This window comes from Streptomyces albus subsp. albus (assembly GCF_000725885.1).
GTDB classification, from domain to species: Bacteria; Actinomycetota; Actinomycetes; order Streptomycetales; family Streptomycetaceae; genus Streptomyces; species Streptomyces albus.
Genome location: NZ_JODR01000033.1, coordinates 22,275 through 47,762 on the forward strand (window position 1 = coordinate 22,275; position 25,488 = coordinate 47,762).

Sequence of the window (25,488 nt, forward strand, 5' to 3'; positions counted from 1 at the left end):
TCTCCCCCAGCCGGCGGCTCTCTCTTCCGGAGGAGGAACCTCCCGATGGGGCCGTCCCGGCCGGGGCTGTTGTCAGTGGTGGCGTCTACCGTGCGGGACATGACTCAGGCCTCCCTCAGGTACGCCTGCCTCCGCTCCTCCGCGGTGCGCCGCACCACGGAGGGTGACGCTCAGCCTCCAGACCTGCGGCGGTGCGACACCGGCGGGGGAGGCTGCCCACCCCGTCTTCTTCCGCGGCTTCCGGGCACACGCTCAGGCAGCCGCGGCCGGTCTGCTGGCGGTGGCGGACGTGGCCGCCGCCCGCTACTACCAGCCGCAGCGTTCCGCGTGGCTCAATCCCGTGGTCACCGGGAACGGCGACCGGCTGCGGTTCGAGTCGTTCTCCGGCTGCTGCGGGGTCTATGCGCGGCTCGACATGCTGGGCGAGGCGCTGGACGGCAACGAGACCGGGCACGGCACGACCAACATCGATGTGAACACTCCCCTGCGCGACTCCCTGACCCGCGTCGGGCCGGCCGGTCCGCTGTCCCTGGAGGTCGGGCCCGACGAACTGACCGTCACCGCCTTCGAGGGGCCGGTGGTGGAGAAGAAGGTGCCCCTGCCCGACCGCTGGCTGCGCGGCTTCGCCGAGACACAGGTGATCGCCTCGGGGTTCGACCCGCGCGCCGAGCTGTCCGCTGCCGAAGCGGTGCGCTTTTTGCGGACGTTGCCTCGTCAGGGGGCCTCCCGCGGCGCGGCGCGGGGGGCGCGCTGGGTCGTGCCGGCGGGCCGTTCGCTGCGTGCCACCACCCGGCCGGTGCCCGGAGCGGTCTGCCTGCCCGGTCCGGAACGGCTGGCCGCGCTGCCCCGGGTGCTGCGCCACGCGGAGGGCCTGCGCGTCCACGGGCCTGCCGTCACACCGGACAGCGTCCCGGCGGCGAGCGCGTGGGAGGTGCGGCTCCCCGGTATGCGCCTCACCCTCACCCTGTCCCCGGACGCCTCCCGGGGCTTCTCCGGGGAGGGAGGCGTACTGGACGCCCTGGCATCGCAGGAGTCGCCCGAGGACGCCGAGTCGGTCTCGGCGCTGCTCGCCTGGGACCCCGCCGTCGACATCGCCGACCTGGCCGCGCAGTCCGGGCTCGGACCGCAGCGTGTGCGGGCGGCGCTGACCCGCCTCGGCACCCCCGGACGCATCGGCTACGACACGGCGGAGGCCGCGTACTTCCACCGTGAACTGCCGTACGACACCGGCCGGGCCGAGCGCCACAACCCCCGCCTCCGTGCCGCCCAGGCCCTGGTCGAGGCGCGGGCGGTGTGCCTCGACGGCGAACCGGTCACCGTCACCGTCGACGACCACCACCACCGGGTCAGGACCGACGGGCAACGTGTGACCTGCACCTGCCGCTGGTGGGCCGAACACCGCGGCAGCCGCGGACCCTGCAAGCACGCCCTCGCCGTGCGCCTCGCCCGCCAGGCCGCCGCGGGCCGTACGGCCACCGCCCCGAACCCGGCCGTCGCCTCCCCCGGAGGCCTCCGATGAGCGAGACCCGCGCCCCCGCCATTCCCGGCACGGCCACGCAGGGCATGCGCGAACTCTGCACGCGGTGCGTGAGGGCCGCGAGGCGGCCGTACCGAAGCTGGCCGGCGCACTCACCGACGCCGAGCGGCGCGCATGCCTGCCGGTGCTCAAGTCGTGGCGCCCGATCGTGCGGGACCGCTGGGACGACCGTCACGTTCCCGTCCGCGCGGCGCTGCGGCTCGCGGGGGTGGGATGCCGCACCGGTGCGGCGGCTGCGGCCCAGTGGCTTTCCGCCGGCGACCTGCGGTGGGCGGGCGACGACCCCGCGCTGGTCGCCGAAGCGCTGGGGCATCGCGACCCCGAATGGCTGGGCCGGGTGGCGCACCGGCTGGCGGAGCGCCGCACCGTCGCCGAGGGCGCCTATCCGCTGATCTCCCGGCTGGTGCACGCCGCCGGCTGCGAGCCGCCCACCACGGACGGCGTCGTCCTCGGCTGGAAGCTCGACGTCCCGACCCGTGGCACGACCATCAGGGACAGTCTGCGGGACGACCCGTTCCTGACGGTGATGGTCCCCCGGCTCCTGGAAGTGCCGGAAGCCTGCTCGGACTTCCAGTACAGCTGGAGCGGCGAGCCGGGGTGGCCAGCCGCGCTCGCCGGGCTCGCCGAAGAGGGACGGCTCGGCCGCGACATGCTGATCGACGGCTGCCTGTCGCGGCTGCTGCCCGGTGGCAGGCCCGGCGTCCTGAAAGGCTTCCTCGCGCTGCTGACCGCCTTGGACCTGACCGAGGACGAGCGGGCCGCGCACACCCTCACCTGGGTGCGGATGCTGCCCGACGCGCACCCGCTGGTGGCCGCGCGGGCCCAGGAGATGCTGGCCGGGCTCGACGACGCGGGCCGTCTGGAGACCGAGCACCTGGTGGAGGCCTCGGAGGCCGCGCTGTTCCGCCCGGAGAAAAAGCTCGTGCGGGCCCAGCTGAGCATGCTCGACAAAGCGATGAAGCGTCAGCGGTCCCGCACGGACGAGCTGCTGCGCGTGGCTGCCGAAGCCTTCGGCCACGAGGAGCACAGTCTCCAGGAGCGGGCGCTCGCCCTGGTCGTCCGTCACCGCAAGCACGCGAGCGGCACCGCGTTGGCCGGACTCGCCGCGAGCGCCGGGCGGTCGGCCCCGCCGCGCCCGTCACCGGGCCGGCGCTGCGGCACTCCCCCCACCGTCGCGCGCTGGTCCCGACCGGAGGCTTTTCGGGGTACGAGGACCGCCCCGAGCCGTTCCGCTCCCTGCTCGCCGCCCACGATCCCGTCGGGAGCCCCTGCCGGTGCTGGGGCGGCCGGCGGTGTTCTCCGCACGCCTTCACCGTCCTGCCCCGGCACCGGGAGGTCGTCGCGGCAGGCATGCTGCTGTCCTTCGGGGACCTGGCCGAGTCCGACGAACTCGGCGAGGGCACACCCGTACTGCCCGCGCTGGCCGCGTCGGGCGGCCCGGCCGGGCCCGCGGCACATCTCCTGTTGGCGTACGGCCGCGGCGCGCGGCGCGCGGAGGAGCAGCTGTTCGCCGTGGACGCGCTGCTCGCACTGGCCGCCGGCGGTCAGCTCGACGCGGCCCGGCTCGGCCAGGGCATCGCCGAGCTGACCGGGCTGCACCGGCTCAAGCTCCGGCGCATCGCGGCGGCGCTGCGGGAAGTGGTGCAGGCCGGTGCGTACGCCACGGTGTGGGCGGTGCTCTCCGCCGCCCTTCCTCCCCTGCTGAGGGGCACCGCGCCGCACGGTCTGTCCGCCCTGCTCTCGCTCGCGGCCGAATGCGCGCAGCGGTCCGGCACCCACGAGGGGATACCGGAGATCGACGAGCCGGCGGCGCGCCCGGGCTCCTCACAGCTGGTGAAACAGGCCCGGCGCATCAAGAGCGCGACCGCTGCCGGACGGCGGGGCGGCGCCGGCTGAGCCGCGCGGGACGGCCCGGCGTCCGGCCGGTTCACCGGCCCTCCCGGCCGGGGGCGCCGGACTCGGTGCGGCGCCGGGTGGCGTGCAGGGAGCCGAGGAGTCCCAGGGCCTCGGCGCTGGGGCTGCCCGGTTCGGCGTGGTAGACGACCAGCTGCTGGCCGGGGGCGTCGCGGACGTCGAAGGAGTGGTAGGTCAGCGTGAGGGGGCCCACGTCCGGGTGGAGGAACTGCTTGGGCTCCTGCGTCTTGCCGCGCACGGTGTGCGCCTGCCACAGGTCCCGGAACGCGGAGCTGTGCTCGGTGAGCGCGGCCACGAGCTCGCGGAGTCGCGGGTGGTCGGGGTCGAACCCGGCGGCTTGGCGCAGATTGGCGACGACGGCTTGGGCCGACCGGTTCCAGTCCGTGTAGAACTGCCGGCCGGCCGGGTCGAGGAAGGTCATGCGGGCCAGGTTGTCGGCGGGCTCGAAGGGTGCGTAGAGCGCGTCGGCCAGGGCGTTGGTGGCGAGGAGATCGAGGGTCCGGCTCATGACGAAGGCCGGGGTGCGGTCGCAGCAGTCCATCATCTGACGCAGCGCGGGGCTGACCCGTTCGGTGACGCGGGCTGAGGGCCGGTCGGTCCGCTGGGCACCGGCGAGCCGGTACAGGTGTGCCCGCTCCTCCGTGTCGAGGAGCAGCGCGCCGCCGAGGGCGTCCAGGACCTGGGGCGAGGGGTGGCGCTCGCGTCCCTGTTCCAGGCGGGTGTAGTAGTCGGCGTTGACCCCGGCCAGGACGGCGACCTCCTCGCGGCGCAGTCCGGGGACTCGGCGTACGCCGTGGCTCGGCATGCCGACGTCCTGTGGCCGCAGCCCGGCGCGGCGTGCGCGCAGGAATTCCCCCAGGTGGTTGCCGTTCATGCCCCCAGGCTAGGCGGTGTCTCCCCGCGCTGCCTGGGTGTGCCGCACCCAGGCAGCGTGCGTCCTGGTACTCCCCCGCTGACCTGCGCAGACTCGGTGGAGCACTGCATCGGCGCACCCCTGGGGCGAGCCCCGGGAGCCGGCCGTCGGCAGGCGCCACGCAGGCCGGTCCCGGCATGCGGGGGCCTCGTCGGGACCGCCCGGCCGGCGGGCGGGCCGAGCGGGCCGCGGGCGGCGAACCGCCGGCCCGTCTTCGCGGGCGGCGCCGTTCCCTCGCTGACCACCGGCGGCCGGACGGTGACGTCCGTGGCGCGGCAGTGCGCACCAGCAGCCGGATACCGACAGACATTCCAAGAGACAAGGACCGTTCTCATGACAGGCAAACGACTCGACGGCAAGGTCGCACTGATCACCGGCGCGACCGGTGGTCTCGGCACGGCGACCGCGGAACTCTTCGCAGCGGAGGGCGCCCGGACAGTGATCACCGATGTCGACGAAGGTCCTCTGCGGGAGCTGGCGCACCGGCTCGGGGCACACGGCGCACAGGTTGTCCCGGCCCGCCTCGATGTGTCCTCCGCGCAGCAGTGGGACGAGGTGATCAGCCTGGTACGCGACCGGTTCGGGACGCTCGACGTGCTCGTGAACCTCGCCGGCATCGTCGACTGGCCGGGGGTCGAGGACACCCGGGAGGAGGCCTGGGACCGCGTCATCGACGTCAACCAGAAGGGCACCTGGCTCGGTATGAAGGCGGCGATGCCGCTCCTGCGTGCGAGCGGCAGCGCTTCGGTGATCAACACGTCCTCGGTGCTCGGCATGGTGGGCAGCGGCGCGGCTGCGGCCTACCAGGCGTCGAAGGGCGCGGTACGCCTGCTGAGCAAGACCGCGGCGGTCGAGTACGCCCAGCAGGGAGTGCGCGTCAACTCGGTGCACCCCGGGGTGATCGCCACGCCGATGATCCAGGATCTGCTGGACGAACAGGGCGACCAGCAGCCGGACATCCGGCGCACTCCGATGCGCCGGGCCGGACGGGCGGACGAGGTCGCACCGGCGATTCTCTTCCTCGCCTCCGACGAGTCCTCGTTCGTCACCGGTTCGGAGCTCGTGGTCGACGGCGGGCTCACCGCGCACTGATCACCTGAGCGGACCGAGGACATTCCGAACCTCCCACCCCTTTCCACCGTCGTGCGTCACGACGGCTGCCCGCCAGAGGGCGCACTCCGGCCCGGGCACGCCTGTTCCGGGCGCTCACGCCCCCGCACCGCCCGGTGCGGGCCCCGCCCACAGCCATGCGGGCGGCCCGCACCGGCGCCCGTACTCACCGTCTGCGAGGAACACACCATGACTTCCCCACCAACCCTGGCCACCGACGCCACCGAGTTCGACGGCAGGACCGCCCTCGTCACCGGGGCGGCGCGCGGTGTCGGCAAGGAGACAGTGGCACTGCTCCATGCCCGCGGCGCACGCGTCGTTGCCGTCGACATACGGCCCGAGAACCGTCTGCTGGAGCAGGAGTTCCCCGGCGTCGTGACAGTGGCCGGCGACGTCACCCGGGAAGAGACGGCGGACTTGGCGGTGCGCACCGCCGTCGACGCCTTCGGCGGACTGGACATCCTGGTCAACAACGCCGGACGCACGCTGAACAAGCCCGTCACCGAAACCACCGCCGAGGACTGGGACAGCGTGCTGGCGGTGAACGCCCGCGGGGCCTTCTTCTTCGCCCGCGAGGCCTTCCGCGCCATGAAGGAGCGCGGCGGCGGAGCCATCGTCAGCACCGGCTCCTACGTCTGCACCGTCGGCCTGCCGGAGGGCGCCGCCTACAGCGCCTCGAAGGGGGCCCTGGCCCAGCTGACCAAGGTGCTCGCTCTGGAGGGCGGCCCTGTGGGCATCCGCGCGAACCTCGTCGCCGCGGGCGTCGTCGAGACCGACTTCCTCGACGCCTTCCGCTCCGACAGCCGCGCCTACCTCGCGTCCTTCGCCGACGCCCACCCCCTGGGGCGGGTGGCGCAGCCGCGGGAGATCGCCGAAGTGCTGTGCTTCCTCGCCTCGCCGCGCTCCGGCTTCGTGACAGGAGCGGTGGTCGCCGCGGACGGCGGCTTCACCGCGGCGTGACGTCCCGTCTCCGTCTTCCGGTGGCTGCGCCGGTCCCTCTTCCGGGCGCGCGCCGCACTCAGCAGGGCGGTCGGTCACAAAGGGGGCACGGCGTCGCAGCCCGTGTTTCCGGCCCGTGCACGTGACATGACGGTTGCCCTTTCGTGAGCGGTTCGCCGTCCCGGCAGCGGGAGGATGGGCCCATGGCCTGTCTGCTTCCACGCGGGCGCGGTGCCGTCCCCGTACTCGTCTTCTGCGTGCTCGCGTTGCTCCTCGTCTCATGCACGCACGGCGGCCCTTCCGGGCCGGCGCGGCGCCCGGCCTCGCTCGGCGACTGCGCGGCTGTGCCGAAGGAGAAGCCGGGGCAAGGGGCTGCGTCCGGGCCCCGCCGGCAGCGGGGCCGGCCGAACCGGGACGATTTCGACGGGCGACGGGCGCCACGACCTTCTCCTGGAGCACTGGGGCAAGGCCCGCGGCGGGCGGCGAGGGACCGACCGCATCCTGTTGCCCGGTCCGGGCACCGCCCCACCACTGCACGTACCGGCGGGCGCTGCCACCAGCACGGCCGCGGGACGGCCGGGCACGGAGCCCACCACGGACCTGGCCGGGGACTGGGACGGAGACGGGCGGGCGGATCTGCTCTCCAGCACGCAACACAGCGCGAGGAACGGCGAGCTGCTGCACTACCGGGAAGACATCCTGTGGGGCGGTCGGGGCGGCCTCGACGGGGCCCGCACCCGGCTGCCCCGCAGCCGTACCCCGCACCTCGCGTCCGGGGACTTCGACGGAGACGGCGCGCTGGACCTCCTCTCCGGTGCGTACCGGGCCACACCCGACGAGAACAATCCCGTGCGCTGCCTGGCCGTCGAATACGGGCCGTTCGGCCGGGACGGCCGTGCGAGGGCGCGCCGTTTGGTGGACGTCACCCGGCACGGCGCGGTCTTCGCCGGCACCTTCGCCGTGGGCGACTTCGACGGCGACGGCCGCGACGACTTCCTGGTGGCCGGTTACCGGGAGGTGCGGGAGGCGACCGAGACGTCGAGCGGCACCTATGCCGTCGACGCCTCGTACTACCGCGTGGGCGAGGACCGCTCCGTGGTCCGCGGAGGCGGTGTGGCGTCCCTCGGCGACGGTGAGACCTTCGCCGTGGACCCGGAGAGCAACGACAACCGGGTGAACAACCCGAGCACCACACCGTCCGACACGCTCTCCCTTCTCAGGACCGCCGACTTCGACGGTGACGGGCGTGCGGATCTGCTGCTGCGCCACGACACCTGGGAGGCTGCCGAGGAGGACACCGTCGTCTACGGCGGCCCCGGCGGGCCCGGCACCGGTCACTCCCCCACCGAGCTTCCGGACAACGACCGCAGCGCGGTGGGCGACGTCAACGGTGACGGCCGTGACGACCTCGCCGTCGCCGACTACGGCTGGCCGTACCACACGCGGGGCAGCGTGGCGGTGTTCCTCGGCAGCGGGCACGGTCTGGCGAGCACCGCGGCCACCACCTTCGACCGCCGCCGCGTGGGCATGACCGGCAGCCCGCGCAGCGACCGGGAGCTGGACCGTTTCGGTTCCGCCCTCGCCCTCGCCGACCTCGACGGCGACGGGTGCGACGAACTGGCCGTCTATGCCCGGGACTTCCCCAGCCTGCGCCGGCAACCGGTGTACTGGATCGTCCCGGGCAGCCGGCACGGGCCGGTGCCCACGGCCGCGCACCGCATCCCGGTCTCCGCGGCCCGGGAGGGCTGAGCGGCCGGACGTCCCGACTGCTTCATCCGCGCCGCCGTCGCCGACCACGCCGCCTGTGACGCCTTCCTCGTCCACAAACTCAGCGGCCTGCCCGCCGTCCCCCGCCTCGAATCGCACCTCGCCATGAAGACGATCAAGGACAACGGCTGACGGACCAGGCCGGCCACGGCCATCGGCCCGCGCGGGCCGACAGCACATGCCGCGGACCGATCGCGGAACCGACTCGCCGCGCGTGCCGGATCGCTGCCGGGAGGGGGCAACCGGCCCCGGGCGAGAGGAAGATGGCCGACATGCGTCGGCCGGGGGAAAGTTTTCCAGCCGCCGGAGAACTTTTTCACCTCGTGAGGCGTCGAACGTCCCGAACGACCCCGTACCTACCACCTGGGCGGCCTCCGTCCGCTGGTGCCCGTACCACCGCGTCGATGAGGCCGCCCGCGAAGCCGGCTCCTCCCGGAGCGCTCACAGCGTCCCCGGAACGCGTTGCGGAACGTGCCGATGCGAGTGAGTGCTCGGGTGGGAGAGCCGGGGGCGCCCATGCACCACCCGCCCAGTAAGCAATTCGTCGGTTTGGAGACCTCATGCGTAAGCGATCTCTGAGTGTCAGCATTGCCGTGGCCGGTGCCATGGCAGCGGGCCTCTCCCTCGTCAGCGTTCAGGCGGCGGGCGCGGCGCCTCTCGCTGCCGGCAGCAAGCACTCCGCTGCGGTGAAGGGGAACGCGGCTGCCGCGAAGAAGGTGGACTTCAACGGCGACGGCTATGCCGACACGGTTGCCTCCGCTCCCGGTGGGACGGCCGGGGGTGTGAAGGGCGCCGGTTACGTGACCGTCGTCTACGGCTCCGCCGACGGCGCCGACACCGCCCAGCGCCAGGTCATCAGCCGCGCCACCGACGGCATCCCCGGCGACGCGAACGAGGGCGAGGGCTGGGGCCGGTACCTGGCCGCGGGCGACTTCGACGGCGACGGCGTCACCGATCTGGCCGTTGGCAGTTCCCACGCGGACAGCGGCGTGGCCGTCATCCACGGAGTCAAGGGCAAGGGGCTGGGCGGCGCGGACGAGCTCACCGCAAAGACGGGCGGCAAGGAGCTGGCCGCGGGCGATGTCGACGGTGACGGCGTGGACGACCTCGTCACCTCCCGCGCCGACGACTGGGGCGGCATCCAGGTGCTGCACGGTCCGTTCCAGGGCGGCAAGCCCACCAGGACGGAGAACCTCAAGGCCGATGTCGGCGACAGCGATGTGCGGACCTTCACCGTCGGGGACGTCACCGGAGACGGCATCGACGACGTCTTCGCCACGTACGACTTCGAGGAGATGTCGCGCAAGTCGCAGTTCTTCAAGGGCGGCAAGTCCGGGATGAGCGCGAGTGCCGAGGCGCAGGACGCCGCGGTGGCCACCATCGGCGACGTGGACGGTGACGGCTACGGCGACGTGGTCATCCGCACCGTGCCCGGCGGCGTCGTCGAGGACCTGCCGTACGACCACGGCACGGTGAAGGTGCTCTACGGCACCGCGAACGGTCCCAGCGCCGACCGCACCACCACGCTCACCCAGAACAGTCCGGGCGTGCCCGGTGCCAACGAGGAGGGTGACGAGTTCGGCGCCTCCCTCGCCGCCGGTGACGTCAACGGCGACGGCTACGCCGACATCGCCGTCGGCGTGCCCGGCGAGGACATCGGCAGCGGCGCCTCCGGCAAGAACACCGGCGCCGTCATCCAGCTCTTCGGGGCCAAGGGCGGCCTGTCCGGCACGGGCGCGAAGAACTACGACCAGGGCACGGCGGGCGTCCCCGGCGCGGTGGAGGCCGAAGACGGCTTCGGCAAGGCCGTGAGCCTCGGTGACACCGACGGTGACGGCCACGACGACCTCGCGGTCGGCGCCCCCGGCGAGGACGGTACGACCGCGGAGAAGGACGCCGGAGCCGTATGGTCCCTGCGGGGCTCCGACGCCGGACTGACCACCGACGGGGTCCGCTCCTGGGGTCCGGCCGCCCTGGGTGCCCCGGCGGCGGGTGCGGCGCTCGGCAGCGGCTTCCCCCGCTGACACCGCGCACACAACTGAGACGCACGAGGGCGCCCCGTCGATGTGCGGAGCGCCCTCGCCTATTCCGGCGCCGGGTCGCATGCCGCCTCAGCACCATGGCCGGCACGCTCCGGCTCCCGGCCGACGCCCGTACCGTCGTATTCGATGGCCGTCTCCCGGTGAGCATGCCTAGGTTGGCGTGATGACCGTATTGCGCACCGACCGTCTTCTGCTCCGCGGCTGGCGGGACTCCGACCTGGGTCCATGGGAGGCACTGAACGCCGACCCCGAGGTCCGTGAACACTTTCCGGACGTACTCACACGCGAGCAGAGCGAGGCGTCCGCGTCCCGCTTCCGAGCCGGTCTCGACCGGCGTGGCTGGGGCTGGTGGGCGGTGAAGGTGCGGGCCACCGGCGAGTTCATCGGGTTCGCCGGGCTGGATCCGGTGGAGGAGAGCATGCCGTTCACCGGGGTGGAAGCGGGCTGGCGGCTGGCCCGCCCGGCATGGGGGCACGGTTACGCGACAGAAGCCGCCATGGCCGTGGTGACCTTCGGTTTCGAGACGCTCGCCCTGCCGGAGGTCCTGGCGATTACGACGGCCGCCAACCACCGTTCCCGGGCGGTGATGCGCCGCCTCGGTATGACGCACGAACCTGCTGAGGATTTCGACGACATGAGCGTCCCGGCCGGGCCGCTGCGCCGCACCGTGGTGTACCGGCTTGCGAACGAGGACCGGTCCGCTCTCTGACAGCAGCCGTGGGCCAGACCCCCGCCACCTGGCGACACGACGACCGCCGTTTCCGCCCTGCCGAAGCGCCGCTCTGCGAACGGGCGTTGTGATGCCTGGTGTGCGAGGTGTCGGGACTTCGCGACTCGTTCAGCGGTCCGGTCGCGAACTGCGAGGGCCATGGGGCGACGACGACAGCGCGCGGTGGGGCCCTACTTGATCCCGATTCCGAGTACGCCGACGCCCCTGCGGAGCGGGTGCTCCGGGACATCCGCACGGGCCTGTCCGACGAGGACCCGCCGGGTGCCGTCCGCAGCGCGGACAGCCACCACCATGCGCGAGGCGGACCATCCGCTGCCGGCCCGCCCGAGAACCAAGATCGATTGTCAGTGGTGGGTGAGAAGGTGGAAGCGTCGAATCGGAAAGAGGGGGCGCTGTCATGTCCGGTAGCCAGAACTACATCAACCACGTTGCTCTCGTGCTGGACGCCAGCTCGTCCATGTCCCATCTGAGGAACAAGGTCGTCGAGGTCGCCGACCAGCAGATCGCGTATCTCGCCCGGCGCTCCAGGGAGTTGGACCAGGAGACCCGCGTGACGGTGTACGTCTTCGCGGACAAGGTCGAATGCGTCATCTACGACAAGGACGTGCTGCGGATGCCGTCGCTCAAGCAGCTGTACCGGGTCGGCGGGATGACGGCTCTGCTGGCAGCCGCCCTGAAGTCGCAGCGGGAGCTGGCGCAGACAGCGCAACTGTACGGTGACCACAGCTTCCTGACGTTCGTGCTCACCGACGGCCAGGAGAACGCGAGCCACCGCTGTCCGGACGCCCCCGCCAGGGAGCCGCGGAAGCTGATCGAGGCCGTGGCGGGGATGATAGAGCGGCAGGAGGACAACTGGACGCTGGCCGTCCTCGTGCCGGACCAGATGGGCAAGCGCGAGGCCATGCAGTGCGGTTTCCCCAAGGACAACATCGCCATCTGGGACGCCACGAGCACACAGGGCCTGGAGGAGGCCGGACAGGTCATCCAGCAGGCGACCGAAAGGTTCATGGTGGGCCGCGCCCAGGGCATCCGCGGATCGCGCGCCGTGTTCTCCACGGGTGCGGACGCCGTGAACAAGGAGACCATCAAGGCGGCCGGTCTCACCCCGGTGGATCCCTCGGCGTACCGGCTGATCCCGGTGGCGCGTGACGCGGCGATCCGCGACTGGGTCGTCGAGTGCGGACACACATACCGCACGGGTTGTGCGTTCTACCAGCTCAGCAAGTCGGAGAAGATCCAGGCGAAGAAGCGGATAGCGGTGCTGGAGAAGTCGACGGACCGCGTGTACACCGGGCCCGAGGCCCGGGCACTGCTCGGCCTGCCCGACGTGGAGGTCCGCGTGAAGCCCGACCACAACGACGACTTCACCATCTTCGTGCAGAGCACCAGCGTGAACCGGAAGCTCGTCCCCAACACACGCCTGCTGCTGATGAACTGACGCCGGGGCAGCCGAAGCGGGCAGGTGCCCCGAGATCTCTGCCCGGCTCTGTCGCACACCTCGCGGTGGGCCGGACCGGTGCGTGCGGCAGGTGCGGAAGCGACAGGGGCGTCCTCCGCGCGGACGGCGTCAGCCGATGACGAAGGGCAGTCTTGCGGCCGTCTCCCCCAGTTCGGCTCTCTCCCGCGCCGTCGGGGCGCGCCGACCGGTGCCGACCAGGAGGGCATCCTTGTCGCTGAACGAGACCGGGAAGGCGGCGCCGGTGATCTTCTCCAGCATCTGCCGGGTCCGGGCGAGCCCCTGTGCGGGCGGCTCGGCGGCGCCGGGCAGGTGCGCGATCAGGTCGAGGTGGTGGAGCGTCCACTCCAGAACGTACGCGGAGAGGAAGTCGCCTGCGGTGAGCACCATGTCCTGGGTGCTCACCAGCGCGGCGGGGTCGGCGAGTGCGGCGGCGCGGTGGGCGGCGGAACCCACGTCGTCGAGGTGGAACTTGAGGAGTGCGGGGTCCTCGTACGCGGCGGCCAGCCGGAGGGTCAGGGCGTCGAGCGGGTCCTGGCCGGCCGGCGGCGTACCGGAGACCTTCCAGTACGTCACCGCGTCCGCTGTCGGCGGCCCTTGGGCGGGGGTGACGAGGGTGATGAGGACATCCTGCGCGTCGATCACCAAGTGGCAGGCCAGGTCCCGTACGAGCCAGCCGGCGCAGCCCGAGGGCCGGGCGAAGTCCTCGTCCGGCAGCTCGGCGACGGCGTTGCGCAGCGCGGCCCAGGTAGTCGGGAAGAGATCCACGGCCGCAAGCTACCAGCGCCCGATCCGGTACGACGATCGGATTTTGGCCGGGGAGTCGGGACGGGCCGTCCGGCACGTGGTCCCACCGCGCGCTGCGCCGGCCGCGCTCCGTGCCGTGTCTTCCCCGCGTCCTGCCGCTCCTGGGGACGCAGGCTCGCCGAGAGGGGGAAAACGGGCCCTGCCCGAGCAGCACGCCGGCTACGCCGACTGCACCGGGGGCGCCGCGGCGAAGCGGCCGAAGCCGGCGATGCGCGGGCAGAACGTGAGAGGACACCGGTCGCCGAGCATGGCGCGCATACGTGCCGTCACATCGGCGTCCGGCTCGCCGAACACCTCGAAACCCTCCACCCGGCAGTGCTCCATCACCTCCTGGATGTACGGGTCTGCCAGCTTCCAGTGCAGGCGGACGGCGTCGGAGTCACGGTAGAGCTGGAAGCTGTGCGCGAGCATGCGCTCCTCGTCCACGAAGGTCTGCACCATCAGCTGGGGTCCGTGCTGTTGCACGAAGTCCACAGCTCGCCGGACGGCGGCGCGGAAGCCCTCCAGGTGGCCGTCGGCGATGCGCATGGTGTTGTGGAAGAGCAGGGTCGTGTCGGTCTGTGTGGTCATGACCCGATCCTGCGACTTCAACCATGCTTCAAGTCAACGGCTCGTTCTGGGCTGCGTGCGACGGCAGTCGGCAGGCAGGCATCGCAGCCCTGGTCAGCCGCCCGACTCGGGTACTGGTTCCTCCCCCACGCGGAGGAACGAGAGGAGTGCCATGGAGAGTTGTCCCGTGCGGTAGCTCTCCTGCTCGAGGCGGACCAAACGGAGCGTGTCCCGCATCACGTCCGCCCCCCACCGGGCTGTGATCGTCTCCTGAGCGGCCAGGGCCCGGGCCTCCCAGACGCTCAGCGTGCGGAGCCAGTCCTGGCGGTGCGTGCGCACCGAGCGCAGCTCCCACAGACCGTCGGCCGCTGTCAGGAGGTGGGGAAGAGCTGGTGGTGCGCCGGGCGACTCCCCCATCTTCGCCAGGGCGTCGCTGCCTGCCCGGGACGTTTCCACGTCCAGGCCCCGCGGTCCTCGGATCACCACTTCCAGGGCGAGGCCCGCACCGGGGCGGGTCCATTCCCGAGTGCGGCGGAAGAATTCGCGCAGTGCCTGCCCTTCCGTTTCCCGGCCCGGTTCCCACGCGCCGGCAAGGAACTCGACCATGCTGATGCTGATCACGGCGTCGAAACGGTGCCGCGGCCGGTAGTCGGCGAAATCCAGGCAGTCCACGGTGACCCCGGGAGTGTTGCGGCGGCGTATCTCCCGGCAGAAACTCTCACAGAGTTCGATGCCGTGGGCGGACCGTACACCGCACGCCTGGACGAGATGGTCGAGCATGGCGCCGGCACCGCAACCGATGTCCAGCACGTCCATGCCGGGGCGCACACCGGCCAGCCGGGCCATCGTGCGCAGCTTGCGATCCTGGGCGTGCTCCAGGTCGCCGTTCCCCGTGCCGCCGCCGGGACCGGCTGCCGTACCCGCGTCGGTCTCACCCGGTTCCGCTTCCCACAGGGCGCAGCTGATCACCGGCCTGCTGTCCGTCCAGGCACGGTAGTACTCCACGTCCGTGTGGGGGTGCCCGACCGGGCCGCTCCCTCCGGGCCCGTCACCCGGCGGGGAGGTCATCGCCTCTCCTGGCGCCGTCGCGGTTCACGCCGTCGGTCTCGCCCAGGCGTCACCGGACCGCTGCCGGCCGCCGGTTCCCCCGCGGAATTCGCGCCGCTGCGCCGTCGCTCGCCGCCGCCCATGGCAGCCCGGCGACGGCTGCCCGCTCCCGTGCTCATCCGTACCGCCCTCCCACTGATTTCCGCCTCGCAGGCCGCCTGTGGAGCGCGGACGGTTGTCCGCCTGCCGGACGGCGGCCGGGTCGTCGCCCAGCCGATGCCCGAAGACCCGCGGAACGAAGCGCGCCCGGCCGGCGGTTCACCTCTATCAGCGACACCCGGGCGGGCCCGGCCGTCCGGGCACGAGAAACATCGACGGGATGCACGCCGAACTCGCATGCGCCACCCCGACTTCCACCGACGGACGGTCTCGATGCGCGGCGCGCGCTGCTCGCCGCCATCGGCCGCCTCGCCCGGGCGGTGGTCAGGCCCCTGTTCCGACGGCAGGTCACGCCGGTACGCCGTACTGGCGGCAAGGTCCCCTGTCATTCGTCAGGTACCTCAGTGGCACGTCGCGGGGGTTGAGTGCTGTGCACGAGGGCGATCAGCGGCAAGACCACGGGCAAGGGACAGGTCCGCTCCGGGAGCGGCGTCTCCGCGACGAGGCGGGACGAGCGTCGGGGTGATCCGGTGTCACGCGCCCCGGCGCTTCGGAGCGCAGGAGTGGCGGGCGTTCCGGGAAAGGCCGGCCGAAAGGACCGGAAGGCGACATCCGAAGGGTTGCGGCCCACGACGGGGGGATGCTGCGCATGCGTTTCGCGGACGATGTTCTCGCACGACGGCGGACCGCAGTGCGTCAAGGCACCGGGAAATACGCCGTTTTGCTGCGTGTACCCGTTCCCGGAACAAGGCCGTTCACCCGATTTTCCGACCGGGACAGGGCTGTCTGTGTTCCGGGCCCCGGTCCGATGCCCCTTTCCGCCCGTCCGGTACACCGCGGAAGACGCCGGGCCATGGCCGTGGGCGTGCGGGAAAGACGGGACAGATCCGTCCGCCGGCATCCGTGACGGGTGTGTCCGCGCCGCAGCACCCGAAATGGTCGCGAGGTGCGGCGGGCGGGCCGAGTTGTCGGCCCGCCCGTCGGGACTTCCACCGCAATCCACTGGAATGAACCAGGAACGGCGCGTATTCCGTCTGCCGCAGCCGCGGCCCGCCTTGCCGTGGCCGTATCCCTTCCGGAGGGTACCGCGTAGAACCTCCGGGTGCTCTTTCCTCATTTCGAGCACGGGCACAGCATGCACCAAGGCTCCCGGTCGGCGCGCGGCGTGCGGGAAAATACGCGTGGGAGAACTCCCGCCACTGAGGCGGAAGTCGAACAATTCACGGGAGGAAATGCATGGGCTTCGACCATCCTGTCCGCGGGGGGCGTTCAGTGCGCACGTCGGGTCCGGCCGGCCCACACCACCTCGCTCTCCCCGGCACCGTCCCGTCGCCCGCCTCCGGCACATACCGGGCCGGGCCGACGGTTCCCCGCTTCCGATCCCGGCACACGTGTGGCCGCACATGTACCGGACAGTGACCGGGGGCGGGAGCATGGACGGCCGAACCAGCACCGGGTACCGCCCCGGTGAGCCGGACCCCGAGGAACAGCGGCTGTGCGGGCCGCGCGGCACCCACGACGAGGCGCTGGACAGCCTCTTGCGGGGCGGCGTCCAGGAGGCGGGCGATCCGGAGAAGCGGGAGACAGTCGACATACCGGTCGAGGCGCTGCGCTCCGCCGACTCGCCGCGTGCGGGCGGGGAGGACATCGAGCACACGCGGGCCCTCGCCGAGACGGAGGCGCCGCTGCCGCCCATCCTGGTCCACCGGCAAACGATGCGGGTGATCGATGGAATGCACCGGCTGCGGGCAGCACGCATTCGCGGTGCGAAGACCATTCCCGCGCGCTTCTTCGACGGTGACGAGAGCGCGGCCTTCGTTCTGGCGGTCAAGGCCAACATCGCGCACGGGCTGCCGCTGACACTCGCGGACCGCAAAGCCGCCGCGCTCCGTATCGTCGGCACCCATCCGCAGTGGTCGGACCGGATGATCGCGGAGGCGACAGGTCTGGCGCACAAGACGGTGGGCGCCATCCGCAGGCGGCTGGGCACCGAGAGCCCCCAGCCGGCCGCCCGGGTCGGCCGCGACGGCCGGGTGCGCCCGTTGAACAGCGACGACGGCAGACTGCGGGCCGGTGAGCTGCTGGCACAGCACCCGCAGGCGACGAGCGCGGAGATCGGTCTCGCGGCCGGGATCTCGCCCACCACGGTCAAGGACGTCCGCAGACGGCTGCGCCGCGGGGAGGACCCCCTGGTGACCGGGCGGCACCGCCAGGAGGTCACCCGGTCGACGGAGCATCCGCAGCCGCCCGAGGCGCCTGCGGCGGAGTCCGGAGCACCCCTCGGGGAGCCGAAGTCGGACCCGTGTCCTCCCGTGGCGGCGTCGCCGGGCACCGCCCGGCGACGCCGGCCGGCCGCCGCTCCCGCCGCCCCGGACCGCGCGGCGGCCATGCACCGGCTGTGCGCCGACCCGTCCGTCCGCTTCACCGAGTGCGGCCGGGCCCTGCTGCGGTGGCTCGACGCCGGGCCGCGCACCACGGAAGAGGTGGCCACTCTCGCGACGCGGATGCCGGCCCACCACCTCGGCCTGATCGCCGGGCTGGCACGCCAGAGCGCGGCCCTGTGGGAACAGTTCTCGGACGAGCTGGAGCGCCGGGCCGAAGCCCAGGCGACGCTGGGCGGTTGAGGCGCGGCCGGGTCGACTGGGGATTTTCCCCAGTCGACCCGGCGCGGCCGTTCCGGGGCCTCCACTTGCATGCGGACTGACCGGCGCAGCCGGCCCGCGTCTTTGCCCGCACGCGGACTTCTCCTCGCAGCCGGTCCGTTTCCGCCCGCACACCGGCTCCTCCACGCAGCCGGTTCGCGTTTGCCGTCCGCGTGCCGACGGCTTCGGAACAGTCGCTGCCCGGCATTCGCTCGCATGCCGGCTCCCTGGCGCAGCTGTTCCCAGGCTTCCTCTCACGCTCACCGGCTCCCTGGCGCAGCCACCCTCGCTCTCGCCCGCACACCGACTCCGTGGCGTGCCGGCGGGATCCCGGTCTGCCGGCTCCCCTGCGCGCTCGCTGGATCCCCCGTCCACCTGCGGGCTCCCCGGCGCGACGCCGCTGCCGCGCTGCCCTGTGCGGCACCACCCGGACGCGGTGCCGTCCCGCGCGGCCGTCCCGTGAGGCGCCCCGGCCTGTATTCGCCGCTCTTCCCGTACGCCTCCCACCGCGCCGGACGGTGATTTCTTGATTTCCCGGCCGGGGTGTGCGAGTTCGCATTCCGGCCAATGCGTTGTTCACGGCACCGGAGCAGTGGTCGGCTCTCTCGGGTGCGTGCTACAAAATCGGCATGAGCCTCATCGAGTTCCCCGAAGACTGGAATTCCGCACTCGTTGTCGTCGCGCACCCGGATGATGTCGAATATCCGGGAGCCGCTCCTTTCGCCCGTTGGACGGCGCAGGGAAAGAAAATCGTCTACCTTGTGGCCAGCCGCGGTGAGGCCGGTATCGACACGATGCCGCCCGAGGAGTGCGCGGCACTCCGCGTGGCGGAGCAGATCGCCGCCGCCGCGGAAGTCGGAGTGCACGGCGTCGAGTTCCTCGACCACCCCGACGGGATGATCGAGTACGGACTCGGGCTGCGCCGCGACATCGCCGCCCGTATCCGCCGGCACCGTCCTGAGCTGGTCGTCATCGGCAGCCACCGGGAGTTCAGCGGGAACGGCATGCTCAACATGGCCGATCACCGTGCCGTCGGCCAGGCCGCGCTCGACGCGGTCCGCGACGCGGCCAACCGCTGGGTCTTCCGGGATCTGCCCGAGGAGCCGTGGTCGGGGGTGCGGTACACGGCTCTGCTCGGTTCGCCGGACAACACCCACGCCGTCGACGTCGAGGAATGGTTCGAGGCGGGTGTGCGCTCCCTGTTGGCACACCGCGCCTACTTGGAGACATTGGGCACCTCGCGCGATGCGGTGGAAGCGATGCTGCGGAAATTCTCGATGGATGTGGCGTCGCAGTTCGACGGCCGCCCCGGCGTCGCCTTCGAATTGCTGTAGAAAGCGACATCCTGCATGCACCGGCGGCCCTTGATTACTGTCGGGAATTCGACGGTCAGGGATACGGTGCGGGATGCAGTGGATTTCACCGGGCCGCGTGGCCGGCCCTCAACACCTCAGCAGCGGAAAGGAAGAACATGAGCACAGCGACCGGTAAACCCGGCACCGAGGACGTCTTCGCCACCTCGTGGGAGCTGACCGCCCAGGTACGGATCGGCGCACCGGCGAGCGAGGTCTACCGCATGGTCAGCGACATCACGCGGATGGGCGAGTGGTCCCCGGAGTGCTTCGGCGGCCGGTGGGTGGAGGGCACCCCCGGCCGGGTCGGTGCCCGCTTCCACGGTTTCAACCGGGAAGGCCAGGCGGTGTGGACCAGCGAGTCGCAGGTCATCGCCGCGGACGAGGGGCGTGAGTTCGGCTTCACCGTCCTGCGGTTCTGCGCCGGGGAGCCGGGCCCGGACTCCGACTGGCTGGGCGGCTCCCAGCCCGGCGACATGACGTGGAGCTTCCACCTGGAGGACGACGGCCCGGACGCGTGCGTGCTGACCCAGCGGCATGTCATGCGGCTGGTCGGCCCGTTCTACCGGGCGCTGCTGCAAGGGGTTCCCGACAGCGAGCGGCCGGCGCACGTCAGCAACCGCAAGCAGCACCTTCAGCACTCGATGGAGGCGACCTTGTCCCGCGTCAAGGACGTGGCCGAGCGCCACGGCTGAGCGGGACGGTCTGCCGGAGGGGGAACGGGGGTTCACGGTGAGGATCGGCATCGTCGGCGCGGGCGCTTCAGCGGTGTGCGTCATCGACGCGCTGGCACAGTCCGGCACATGCGGCGGGGAGCTGACGGTCTTCGATCCGTCGCCACAGCTGTGGCGGGGGCGGGCCTACCAGCGGGACACGGCGGTCGTCCTGGTCAACTCGCCCGCGGAGGACATGTCCGTACGGCAGGGCGACGACGGTCACTACGAGCGGTGGCTCAAGGAGCGCGGCATCTCCGCGCCGTTCGCGTCCCGCGCGGAGTACGGCGCGTACCTGGAGGAGACCGCGCACCGCGGGATCGCCGCGCTCCGCGGTCGCGGCTGGCTGGTCAGCGTCGTTCCCGAGGCGGTGGAAGGGGCACTGCGCGGTGCCGGCCACCTGGCCCTGCACACCGCGGGCGGGACGGCGCACGCCCCGTTCGACCATGTGGTGCTCGCCGTCGGCGGGGGGCGGCCCCGGGACCATTACGGGCTCGCCGGACGGCCGCACTTCATCGGTGAGCCCTACCCGCTGGCCGCCACCTTGCCGGCGGTGGGGCCCGACGAGGAGGTCGCCGTCATCGGCACCGGTCTGACGGCGGTGGACGTCGTGCTCGGCCTCGCCGCGCGGGGCCACCGCGGCCCGGTCGCCCTGCTGTCCCGGCAGGGTGTGCTGCCCGCCGTACGGCAGCGCACCATCTGCCACCAGCTCCGCCATTTCGTTCCGGAACGGCTGCACGCCATGGCGGGACGGGGCCGGCACCTGGCGCTCAGGGACGTCATCGCGCTGCTGCGCACCGAGCTGACCGAGGCGGGTGCCGACCCGGATCTGGTGTGGGAGGAGATCTCCCGCACCGGCCGGGAGGCGCCGGCCGACCGGCTGCGCCGTCAGCTCGGTGACGTCGACTGCGCACACATCGGGCTGCGCGTCCTGCAACTGGCCGTGCACATCTGCGGACCCGATCTGTGGCCGCTGCTGTCCGAACAGGTCCGCCAGGACATCCTCGTCCGCCACCACCGCACCCTGATGAGCCTGTGCTGTCCCATGCCGCCGAGCAGCGCCCGCACGCTTCTGGACCTCTTCGACTCGGGCCGGCTGCGTGTCCTCGGCGACGTGCGGGCGGTGACCCCGCTGCCCGAGGGCGGTTTCGCCGTCACGGCGGACGGCACGCGGCTGACGGCGCGACATGTGATCAACGGGGTGAGCGCACCGGCGCACCGCATCCCGCTTCCGGCGCGCCGGCTGGTGAACGCCCTGTACGCCGGGCGTCTGGCCATGCCGCATCCCGACGGCGGGCTCTGTGTGGACACGGCGACCAGCCGGCTCGTCGGCTCGGGCCCCGCCAATCCGGGGATCTACGCGATCGGCGACATCGCGGGCGGCACGTTCTTCTTCACCTTCGGCATCCCGTCCCTGGTCGACCGGTGCCACGACATCGTCACCGACATCCTCGCCAACCAGCGTCTGCGCGACAGAGAGGAAAGCCATGCCTGAAGACATCGCGACCCTGCCCGCCCATCTGGCCGACACCGCCACGGGTCTGCCGATCCCCGGCGCGCCGCGGTTCGCCTCGGCCGACGAGGAGCGCCGCCACCGCAAGCAGCGGCTGGCCGCCGCGATCCGGCTGTTCGGCAAGCACGGTTTCGGCGAGGGCGTCTCCGGCCACATCTCCGTACGCGACCCGGAGGACCCCGGCCTGTTCTGGGTGAACCCCTTCGGAGTCTCCTTCCGGCATGTGCGGGTCGCGGATCTGATCTGCGTGGACGCCGAGGGCGTGGTGAGGGCCGGCCGGCACCCGGTCAACCCGAGCGCCTTCGCCATCCACGCCCAGATCCACCGGCACTGCCCGGGGGCCGAGGGGATCGCCCACGGCCACACCACGTACAGCAGGGCGCTCGGCGCGCTGGGCCGGCTGCTGGAGCCGCTCGACCAGGAGTCCGCCGCCTTCCACGGCAACCAGGTGCTCTACGACGACTACGACGGCCCCGCCATCAGTCTCGACCAGGGCCGTGACATCGCCGCCCGCCTCGGTGACCGGACCGCCCTCCTGCTGCGCCACCACGGGCTGATCACCGTGGGGGGCTCCCTCGAAGAGGCCGTGCACTGGTTCTTCACCTTCGAGAGCTGTGCCCGCGTGCAGTTGCTGGCCGCAGCCGCCGGCACTCCGAGGCCGATGAGCGACCACCAGGCCGAGCTGGCGCGGCAGGGCTTCGGGGACGAGCAGCTGGCCTGGTTCAGCTTCCGGTTGATGTGGGACGAGATCGTCCGCGAGCAGCCGGATCTCCTCGATGAGTGACAACGGCGGCGCCACCGTGCACACACCCGTCACGCACCACGGGGAGCAGGCGGTCCAGCGGCGGGTCGGCGAGGGCGGCCCCCGGCACGGTTCACCGATGTTCGGGCCGCGGATCCCTCCGGGGCACGGCGAGTTCCTCGCCGGGTGCCGGATGGTGGTCCTGGGGAGCGTGGACGGCACCGGCGCCGTGTGGGCCACGCTGCTCACGGGCGAGCGCGGGTTCGCCCGTCCGCTCGACGAGACGTCCCTCGCCGTGGCGGCCCTGCCCGCACAGGGCGATCCGCTGCGGCAGGCCCTGGAGGAGACCCGGCCGGGCGGTCTGCTCGTCCTGGATCCGGAACGTGCGCGGCGGGTGCGGTTCAACGGTCCCGTGCGCCGGGAAGGCGAGGGTCTGCTGATGCGCACCGAACAGGTGCTGCGCAACTGCGCGAAGTACATCCAGCAGCGCGAGCCGCTTCCGGACGGGCCTGCCCGGGTGCCGGCCCGCTCCGGGTCCGGCACCGGGCTCACGGCGGAGCAGCGGCGCTGGATCGCCCGTTGTGACACCTTCTTCGTCGCCAGCCACTCCCCCGCGCACGGCGCGGACGCCAGCCACCGGGGCGGCCGGCCTGGTTTCGTCACGGTCGACGGGGAGCGGCACCTGAGCTGGCCCGACTACCGGGGCAATTCCTTCTACATGACGTTCGGGAATCTCGAACTCGACGCCCGATGCGGTCTGCTTTTCGTGGACTGGGAAAGCGGCCATACTCTGCAGGTGACCGGGGAATGCCACGTCGACTGGCAGGACCGGTCGGCGCCGGGGGCGCGGCGTACCGTGCATTTCACCGTGCACGGCGTCACGGAGACGCAGCATGCCACCCGGCTGCGGTGGCGGCTGGCCGCCTATTCCTCGTCCAATCCCTGACGCGCGTCCCCTTCCCGCGCTCTTTCCTCCCCTCCCCCGCGGTGATTCCGCGCGCCCATCCGCCCGAGCGCCCGAGCGGCAGTGGGCCGGAGAGTCCGATGGGCCGGGATACCCGAAACCCCGAACTCCGAAAATCTTCCGAAGAATCCGAGAACGTCGAGACTAGGACGGCGACTGATGACCACGCTGGAAATGCGGCAGGAGAACACCGTGCCGAACACGGCCGAGGACATTCTGGCCGCAGTACGAGCGCTCACCCCGGAGCTGCGGGAGCGCTCGGTGGAGATCGAGCAGAACCGGAGGCTGCCCGCCGACGTGGTGCAGCTGCTGCGCGGGGCGGGGGTGTTCCGGATGGGTTTCCCGCCCGAGTTCGGCGGGCCGGGTCTCACCTCGGCCGAGCAGACCGCGGTGCTGGAGGCGCTGGCCTACGCGGACACCTCCGTCGGCTGGTGCGGCATGATCGGGATGGACAGCGGGCTGTACTCCGCGTTTCTGCGGCCCGAGACGGTGCGGGAGATGTTCCCCACCCCGGACATGATCACCGGCGGTCTGATCAACCCCAACGGCCGGGCCGAGCGGGTCCCGGGCGGCTACCGGCTGAGCGGCCACTGGAACCTGGGCAGCGGGATCACCCATGCCGACTGGATCTCCGCGGGGGCGCACACCTTCACCGACGGTGAGCCGGACACGACGCAGGCCGGCAACCCCAACTGGCGCGTCATGCTGGTCCGGCCCGGCGACGTGAAGACGATCGACACCTGGCACGCCACCGGGCTGGCCGGATCCGGCAGCATGGACTACGAGATCGACGGGGTCTTCGTCCCCGAGGAGCACACCTTCAGCTTCGGCGTCCCGCTCAGCCGCACCGGTCCGCTGGCCGCCCCCGACTCCCTCATGCGCAAGATGCCCGGCGTGCCGCTGGGTGCCGCCCGCGCCGCCCTCGACCACGTACGCGAGATCGCCAGGACCAAGGTCAACCGGATGACGGGCGAGCGGTGGGCGGACGACTACCGTGTGCAGTTCGCGCTCGGCGAGTGCGAGATGGATTTCCTCACCATCCGGCACGCCGTCTACGGCAGCATCGAGGACAAGTGGCGTGAGCTGGAGTCCGGCACGCCCTACGACGAGCTCGGTCCGGACCTGCGGGTCAGCACCGTGGTGCTGGCGCTCAACGCCTTCCGGGGTGCGCTGTCCATCGTCCGCAGGCTGTACGACCTGCTGGCCACCACCTCGATCTACAAGCCCTCCCCCATGGACCGCTGGCTGCGGGACCTCACCACCATGTGCCAGCACGTGATGGCCCAGGACGTGATCGTGCAGTCGGCCGGTGCCCATCTGCTCGGGGGCAGGCCGCAGTTCCCGTTCGCCGTCGGCGTCACCTCCTGACGGGCACGCGGACGATGACCGTCACCCAGACCGGCCGGCCGGCCGCGGTGCCGAACACGGCCGAGGACATCCTCGCGGCGGTGCGTGCCCTGGTCCCCCTGCTGCGGGACCGCTCGGCGCAGATCGAGCAGCTGCGGCGGCTGCCCGCCGACGTCGTGGAGCTGGTGCGGGCCACTGGTGTGTTCCGCATGGGGTTCGGCACCGAGTTCGGCGGTCCGGCCCTCACCGCGGCCGAGCAGACCCGCGTGCTCGAAGAACTCTCCTACGGGGACTCCTCGGTCGGGTGGTGCGCGATGGTCGGCATGGACAGCGGGCTGTTCGCCACCTACCTGTCCCCCACTGCTGTGCGCGAGATGTTCCCCACCCTGGATGTGTCCACCGCGGGAATGCTCGCGCCCGCCGGCCGGGCCGAACGCGTCCCGGGCGGCTACCGGCTCAGCGGCCACTGGAGCTTCGGCAGCGGGATCGCGCACGCCGACTGGGTGTTCGCCGGCGCGCACACCACGACCGGCGGCGAACTCGACCGTGACGCGCGGGGCAAGCCCAACTGGCGGGTGCTGCTGCTGCCGCCCGGCGAGGTGGAGCTGACCGACACCTGGCACGCCACCGGGCTGGCCGGGTCCGGCAGCATGGACTACGAGATCGACGGGGTCTTCGTCCCCGAGGAGCGCACCTTCAGCTTCCGTGAGCCGCGCAGCCGCACGGGGCCGCTGTCCACTCCGGATCTCCAGATGCGCAAGATGCCCGGCGTCCCGCTGGGTGCCGCCCGCGCCGCCCTCGACCAGGTCCGGCAGGCGGCGCGGCGGTGCACCGACCCGGCGACCGGCCGGCCGTGGTCCGAGGAGCCCCGCGTCCAGCTCGTCCTCGCCGAGTGCCAGGCGGAGCTGTCCGCCGCCCGCCACGCCGTCCACCGCAGTCTCGAACACCGCTGGAACCGGCTGGCGGCCGGGCTGACCCAGGCGGACCTCACCCCTGATGAGCGGGTCGAGACGATGCTGGCCCGGGTGCGTGCCTTCCGGGGCGCGCGCGCCGTCGTCCGCCGGCTTGGCGACCTGGCGGCCACCGCCTCCCTCCTCGACCCCGCGCCGCTGGACCGGCGGCTGCGCGACCTGGAGACCATGTGCCAGCACTTCATGGCACAGGACCAGATCATCCAGTCCGCGGGCGCCTTCCTGCTGGGCGGCGCCCCCCGCAACCCTCTCGTGCTCGGGATTCTCGACTAGG

The 25,488-nt window shown here is 72.2% G+C and carries 21 protein-coding genes and 1 pseudogene; 18 read left to right on the forward strand and 4 right to left on the reverse strand.

What is annotated here, in order from left to right; all coding sequences use genetic code 11:
- Window positions 1–163 precede the first annotated feature (163 nt).
- The 3 genes from IO40_RS0129410 to IO40_RS36445 all read left to right on the forward strand — a co-directional run bounded on the left by IO40_RS0129410 (window position 164) and on the right by IO40_RS36445 (window position 3,433).
- Window positions 164–1,519, forward strand: a complete 1,356-nt coding sequence (locus tag IO40_RS0129410) for an SWIM zinc finger family protein (RefSeq protein WP_106967464.1) — start codon at window positions 164–166, stop codon at window positions 1,517–1,519.
- 64 nt (window positions 1,520–1,583) lie between these two features.
- Window positions 1,584–3,125: a DUF6493 family protein gene (locus IO40_RS39180; RefSeq protein ID WP_031176460.1), complete on the forward strand. Its 1,542-nt coding sequence runs from the start codon at window positions 1,584–1,586 to the stop codon at window positions 3,123–3,125.
- Window positions 3,050–3,433, forward strand: a complete 384-nt coding sequence (locus IO40_RS36445) for a hypothetical protein (RefSeq protein ID WP_031176461.1) — start codon at window positions 3,050–3,052, stop codon at window positions 3,431–3,433. The genes IO40_RS39180 and IO40_RS36445 overlap by 76 nt, the downstream gene beginning before the upstream one ends.
- A 31-nt stretch (window positions 3,434–3,464) precedes the next feature.
- Here IO40_RS36445 and IO40_RS0129425 read toward each other — a convergent pair whose 3' ends face one another.
- Window positions 3,465–4,325, reverse strand: coding sequence for a helix-turn-helix transcriptional regulator (locus tag IO40_RS0129425; protein WP_016473251.1), 861 nt, complete (start codon window positions 4,323–4,325; stop codon window positions 3,465–3,467).
- A 372-nt stretch (window positions 4,326–4,697) separates the two neighbouring features.
- Between IO40_RS0129425 and IO40_RS0129430 the strand changes: the two genes are divergently transcribed.
- From IO40_RS0129430 to IO40_RS0129460, 7 genes and pseudogenes are all read left to right on the forward strand, one after another.
- Complete coding sequence (locus IO40_RS0129430; protein ID WP_016473250.1) at window positions 4,698–5,456, forward strand: SDR family NAD(P)-dependent oxidoreductase; 759 nt, start codon at window positions 4,698–4,700, stop codon at window positions 5,454–5,456.
- A gap of 207 nt (window positions 5,457–5,663) precedes the next feature.
- Window positions 5,664–6,434: an SDR family NAD(P)-dependent oxidoreductase gene (locus tag IO40_RS0129435; RefSeq protein ID WP_016473249.1), complete on the forward strand. Its 771-nt coding sequence runs from the start codon at window positions 5,664–5,666 to the stop codon at window positions 6,432–6,434.
- A 483-nt stretch (window positions 6,435–6,917) separates the two neighbouring features.
- On the forward strand, window positions 6,918–8,162 hold the full coding sequence (locus IO40_RS0129440; RefSeq protein WP_031176462.1) for an FG-GAP repeat domain-containing protein: 1,245 nt from the start codon (window positions 6,918–6,920) through the stop codon (window positions 8,160–8,162).
- 15 nt (window positions 8,163–8,177) lie between these two features.
- A pseudogene (locus tag IO40_RS39530) lies at window positions 8,178–8,312 on the forward strand (Lrp/AsnC family transcriptional regulator); the annotation flags it as partial.
- A gap of 428 nt (window positions 8,313–8,740) precedes the next feature.
- Complete coding sequence (locus IO40_RS0129445) at window positions 8,741–10,204, forward strand: FG-GAP and VCBS repeat-containing protein (protein ID WP_031176463.1); 1,464 nt, start codon at window positions 8,741–8,743, stop codon at window positions 10,202–10,204.
- A 181-nt stretch (window positions 10,205–10,385) separates the two neighbouring features.
- Window positions 10,386–10,931 (forward strand): GNAT family N-acetyltransferase, encoded by a 546-nt coding sequence (locus IO40_RS0129450; RefSeq protein ID WP_016473246.1) that lies wholly within the window; start codon window positions 10,386–10,388, stop codon window positions 10,929–10,931.
- Window positions 10,932–11,349: 418 nt separating this feature from the next.
- Window positions 11,350–12,390, forward strand: a complete 1,041-nt coding sequence (locus IO40_RS0129460) for a vWA domain-containing protein (protein ID WP_016473245.1) — start codon at window positions 11,350–11,352, stop codon at window positions 12,388–12,390.
- 129 nt (window positions 12,391–12,519) lie between these two features.
- Here IO40_RS0129460 and IO40_RS0129465 read toward each other — a convergent pair whose 3' ends face one another.
- The 3 genes from IO40_RS0129465 to IO40_RS0129475 all read right to left on the reverse strand — a co-directional run bounded on the left by IO40_RS0129465 (window position 12,520) and on the right by IO40_RS0129475 (window position 14,832).
- Entirely contained in the window at window positions 12,520–13,176 is a 657-nt protein-coding gene (locus tag IO40_RS0129465; RefSeq protein ID WP_031176464.1) for a maleylpyruvate isomerase N-terminal domain-containing protein, read from the reverse strand.
- A 198-nt stretch (window positions 13,177–13,374) separates the two neighbouring features.
- Window positions 13,375–13,785, reverse strand: coding sequence for a hypothetical protein (locus tag IO40_RS0129470; RefSeq protein WP_016473243.1), 411 nt, complete (start codon window positions 13,783–13,785; stop codon window positions 13,375–13,377).
- Window positions 13,786–13,878: 93 nt separating this feature from the next.
- Window positions 13,879–14,832, reverse strand: coding sequence for an SAM-dependent methyltransferase (locus tag IO40_RS0129475; RefSeq protein WP_031176465.1), 954 nt, complete (start codon window positions 14,830–14,832; stop codon window positions 13,879–13,881).
- A 1,571-nt stretch (window positions 14,833–16,403) separates the two neighbouring features.
- On the opposite strand from IO40_RS0129475, the gene IO40_RS0129480 reads away from it, so the two are divergent.
- From IO40_RS0129480 to IO40_RS0129515, 8 genes are all read left to right on the forward strand, one after another.
- Window positions 16,404–17,594, forward strand: a complete 1,191-nt coding sequence (locus IO40_RS0129480; RefSeq protein ID WP_016473241.1) for a ParB/RepB/Spo0J family partition protein — start codon at window positions 16,404–16,406, stop codon at window positions 17,592–17,594.
- A 647-nt stretch (window positions 17,595–18,241) separates the two neighbouring features.
- On the forward strand, window positions 18,242–18,946 hold the full coding sequence (locus tag IO40_RS0129485; protein ID WP_030408972.1) for a PIG-L deacetylase family protein: 705 nt from the start codon (window positions 18,242–18,244) through the stop codon (window positions 18,944–18,946).
- Window positions 18,947–19,083: 137 nt separating this feature from the next.
- The gene (locus tag IO40_RS34265) at window positions 19,084–19,659 is read left to right on the forward strand and encodes an SRPBCC family protein (protein ID WP_041968538.1); all 576 of its coding nucleotides are present in this window, start codon (window positions 19,084–19,086) and stop codon (window positions 19,657–19,659) included.
- A gap of 37 nt (window positions 19,660–19,696) precedes the next feature.
- Window positions 19,697–21,172: an FAD/NAD(P)-binding protein gene (locus IO40_RS0129495; RefSeq protein ID WP_016473238.1), complete on the forward strand. Its 1,476-nt coding sequence runs from the start codon at window positions 19,697–19,699 to the stop codon at window positions 21,170–21,172.
- On the forward strand, window positions 21,165–21,974 hold the full coding sequence (locus IO40_RS0129500; RefSeq protein ID WP_016473237.1) for a class II aldolase/adducin family protein: 810 nt from the start codon (window positions 21,165–21,167) through the stop codon (window positions 21,972–21,974). Before IO40_RS0129495 ends, IO40_RS0129500 begins: the two co-directional genes overlap by 8 nt.
- A complete protein-coding gene (locus IO40_RS0129505) occupies window positions 21,967–22,878 on the forward strand; it encodes a PNPOx family protein (protein ID WP_041968539.1) in 912 nt (303 codons plus the stop codon). The genes IO40_RS0129500 and IO40_RS0129505 overlap by 8 nt, the downstream gene beginning before the upstream one ends.
- Before the next feature lie 177 nt (window positions 22,879–23,055).
- Entirely contained in the window at window positions 23,056–24,264 is a 1,209-nt protein-coding gene (locus tag IO40_RS0129510; protein WP_031176468.1) for an acyl-CoA dehydrogenase family protein, read from the forward strand.
- A gap of 14 nt (window positions 24,265–24,278) precedes the next feature.
- On the forward strand, window positions 24,279–25,487 hold the full coding sequence (locus IO40_RS0129515; RefSeq protein WP_031176469.1) for an acyl-CoA dehydrogenase family protein: 1,209 nt from the start codon (window positions 24,279–24,281) through the stop codon (window positions 25,485–25,487).
- Window position 25,488 lies beyond the last annotated feature (1 nt).

Bases quoted from the DNA above. Each gene is read 5' to 3' on its own strand.
- IO40_RS0129425 (WP_016473251.1), bottom strand. From the start codon at position 4,325: ATGAACGGCAACCACCTGGGGGAATTCCTGCGCGCACGCCGCGCCGGG.
- IO40_RS0129475 (WP_031176465.1), bottom strand. From the start codon at position 14,832: ATGACCTCCCCGCCGGGTGACGGGCCCGGAGGGAGCGGCCCGGTCGGG.
- IO40_RS0129445 (WP_031176463.1), top strand. From the start codon at position 8,741: ATGCGTAAGCGATCTCTGAGTGTCAGCATTGCCGTGGCCGGTGCCATG.
- IO40_RS0129505 (WP_041968539.1), top strand. From the start codon at position 21,967: ATGAGTGACAACGGCGGCGCCACCGTGCACACACCCGTCACGCACCAC.
- IO40_RS0129435 (WP_016473249.1), top strand. From the start codon at position 5,664: ATGACTTCCCCACCAACCCTGGCCACCGACGCCACCGAGTTCGACGGC.
- IO40_RS0129430 (WP_016473250.1), top strand. From the start codon at position 4,698: ATGACAGGCAAACGACTCGACGGCAAGGTCGCACTGATCACCGGCGCG.
- IO40_RS0129515 (WP_031176469.1), top strand. From the start codon at position 24,279: ATGACCGTCACCCAGACCGGCCGGCCGGCCGCGGTGCCGAACACGGCC.
- IO40_RS0129500 (WP_016473237.1), top strand. From the start codon at position 21,165: ATGCCTGAAGACATCGCGACCCTGCCCGCCCATCTGGCCGACACCGCC.
- IO40_RS0129510 (WP_031176468.1), top strand. From the start codon at position 23,056: ATGACCACGCTGGAAATGCGGCAGGAGAACACCGTGCCGAACACGGCC.
- IO40_RS0129470 (WP_016473243.1), bottom strand. From the start codon at position 13,785: ATGACCACACAGACCGACACGACCCTGCTCTTCCACAACACCATGCGC.
- IO40_RS0129480 (WP_016473241.1), top strand. From the start codon at position 16,404: ATGGACGGCCGAACCAGCACCGGGTACCGCCCCGGTGAGCCGGACCCC.
- IO40_RS0129450 (WP_016473246.1), top strand. From the start codon at position 10,386: ATGACCGTATTGCGCACCGACCGTCTTCTGCTCCGCGGCTGGCGGGAC.
- IO40_RS34265 (WP_041968538.1), top strand. From the start codon at position 19,084: ATGAGCACAGCGACCGGTAAACCCGGCACCGAGGACGTCTTCGCCACC.
- IO40_RS0129460 (WP_016473245.1), top strand. From the start codon at position 11,350: ATGTCCGGTAGCCAGAACTACATCAACCACGTTGCTCTCGTGCTGGAC.
- IO40_RS0129485 (WP_030408972.1), top strand. From the start codon at position 18,242: ATGAGCCTCATCGAGTTCCCCGAAGACTGGAATTCCGCACTCGTTGTC.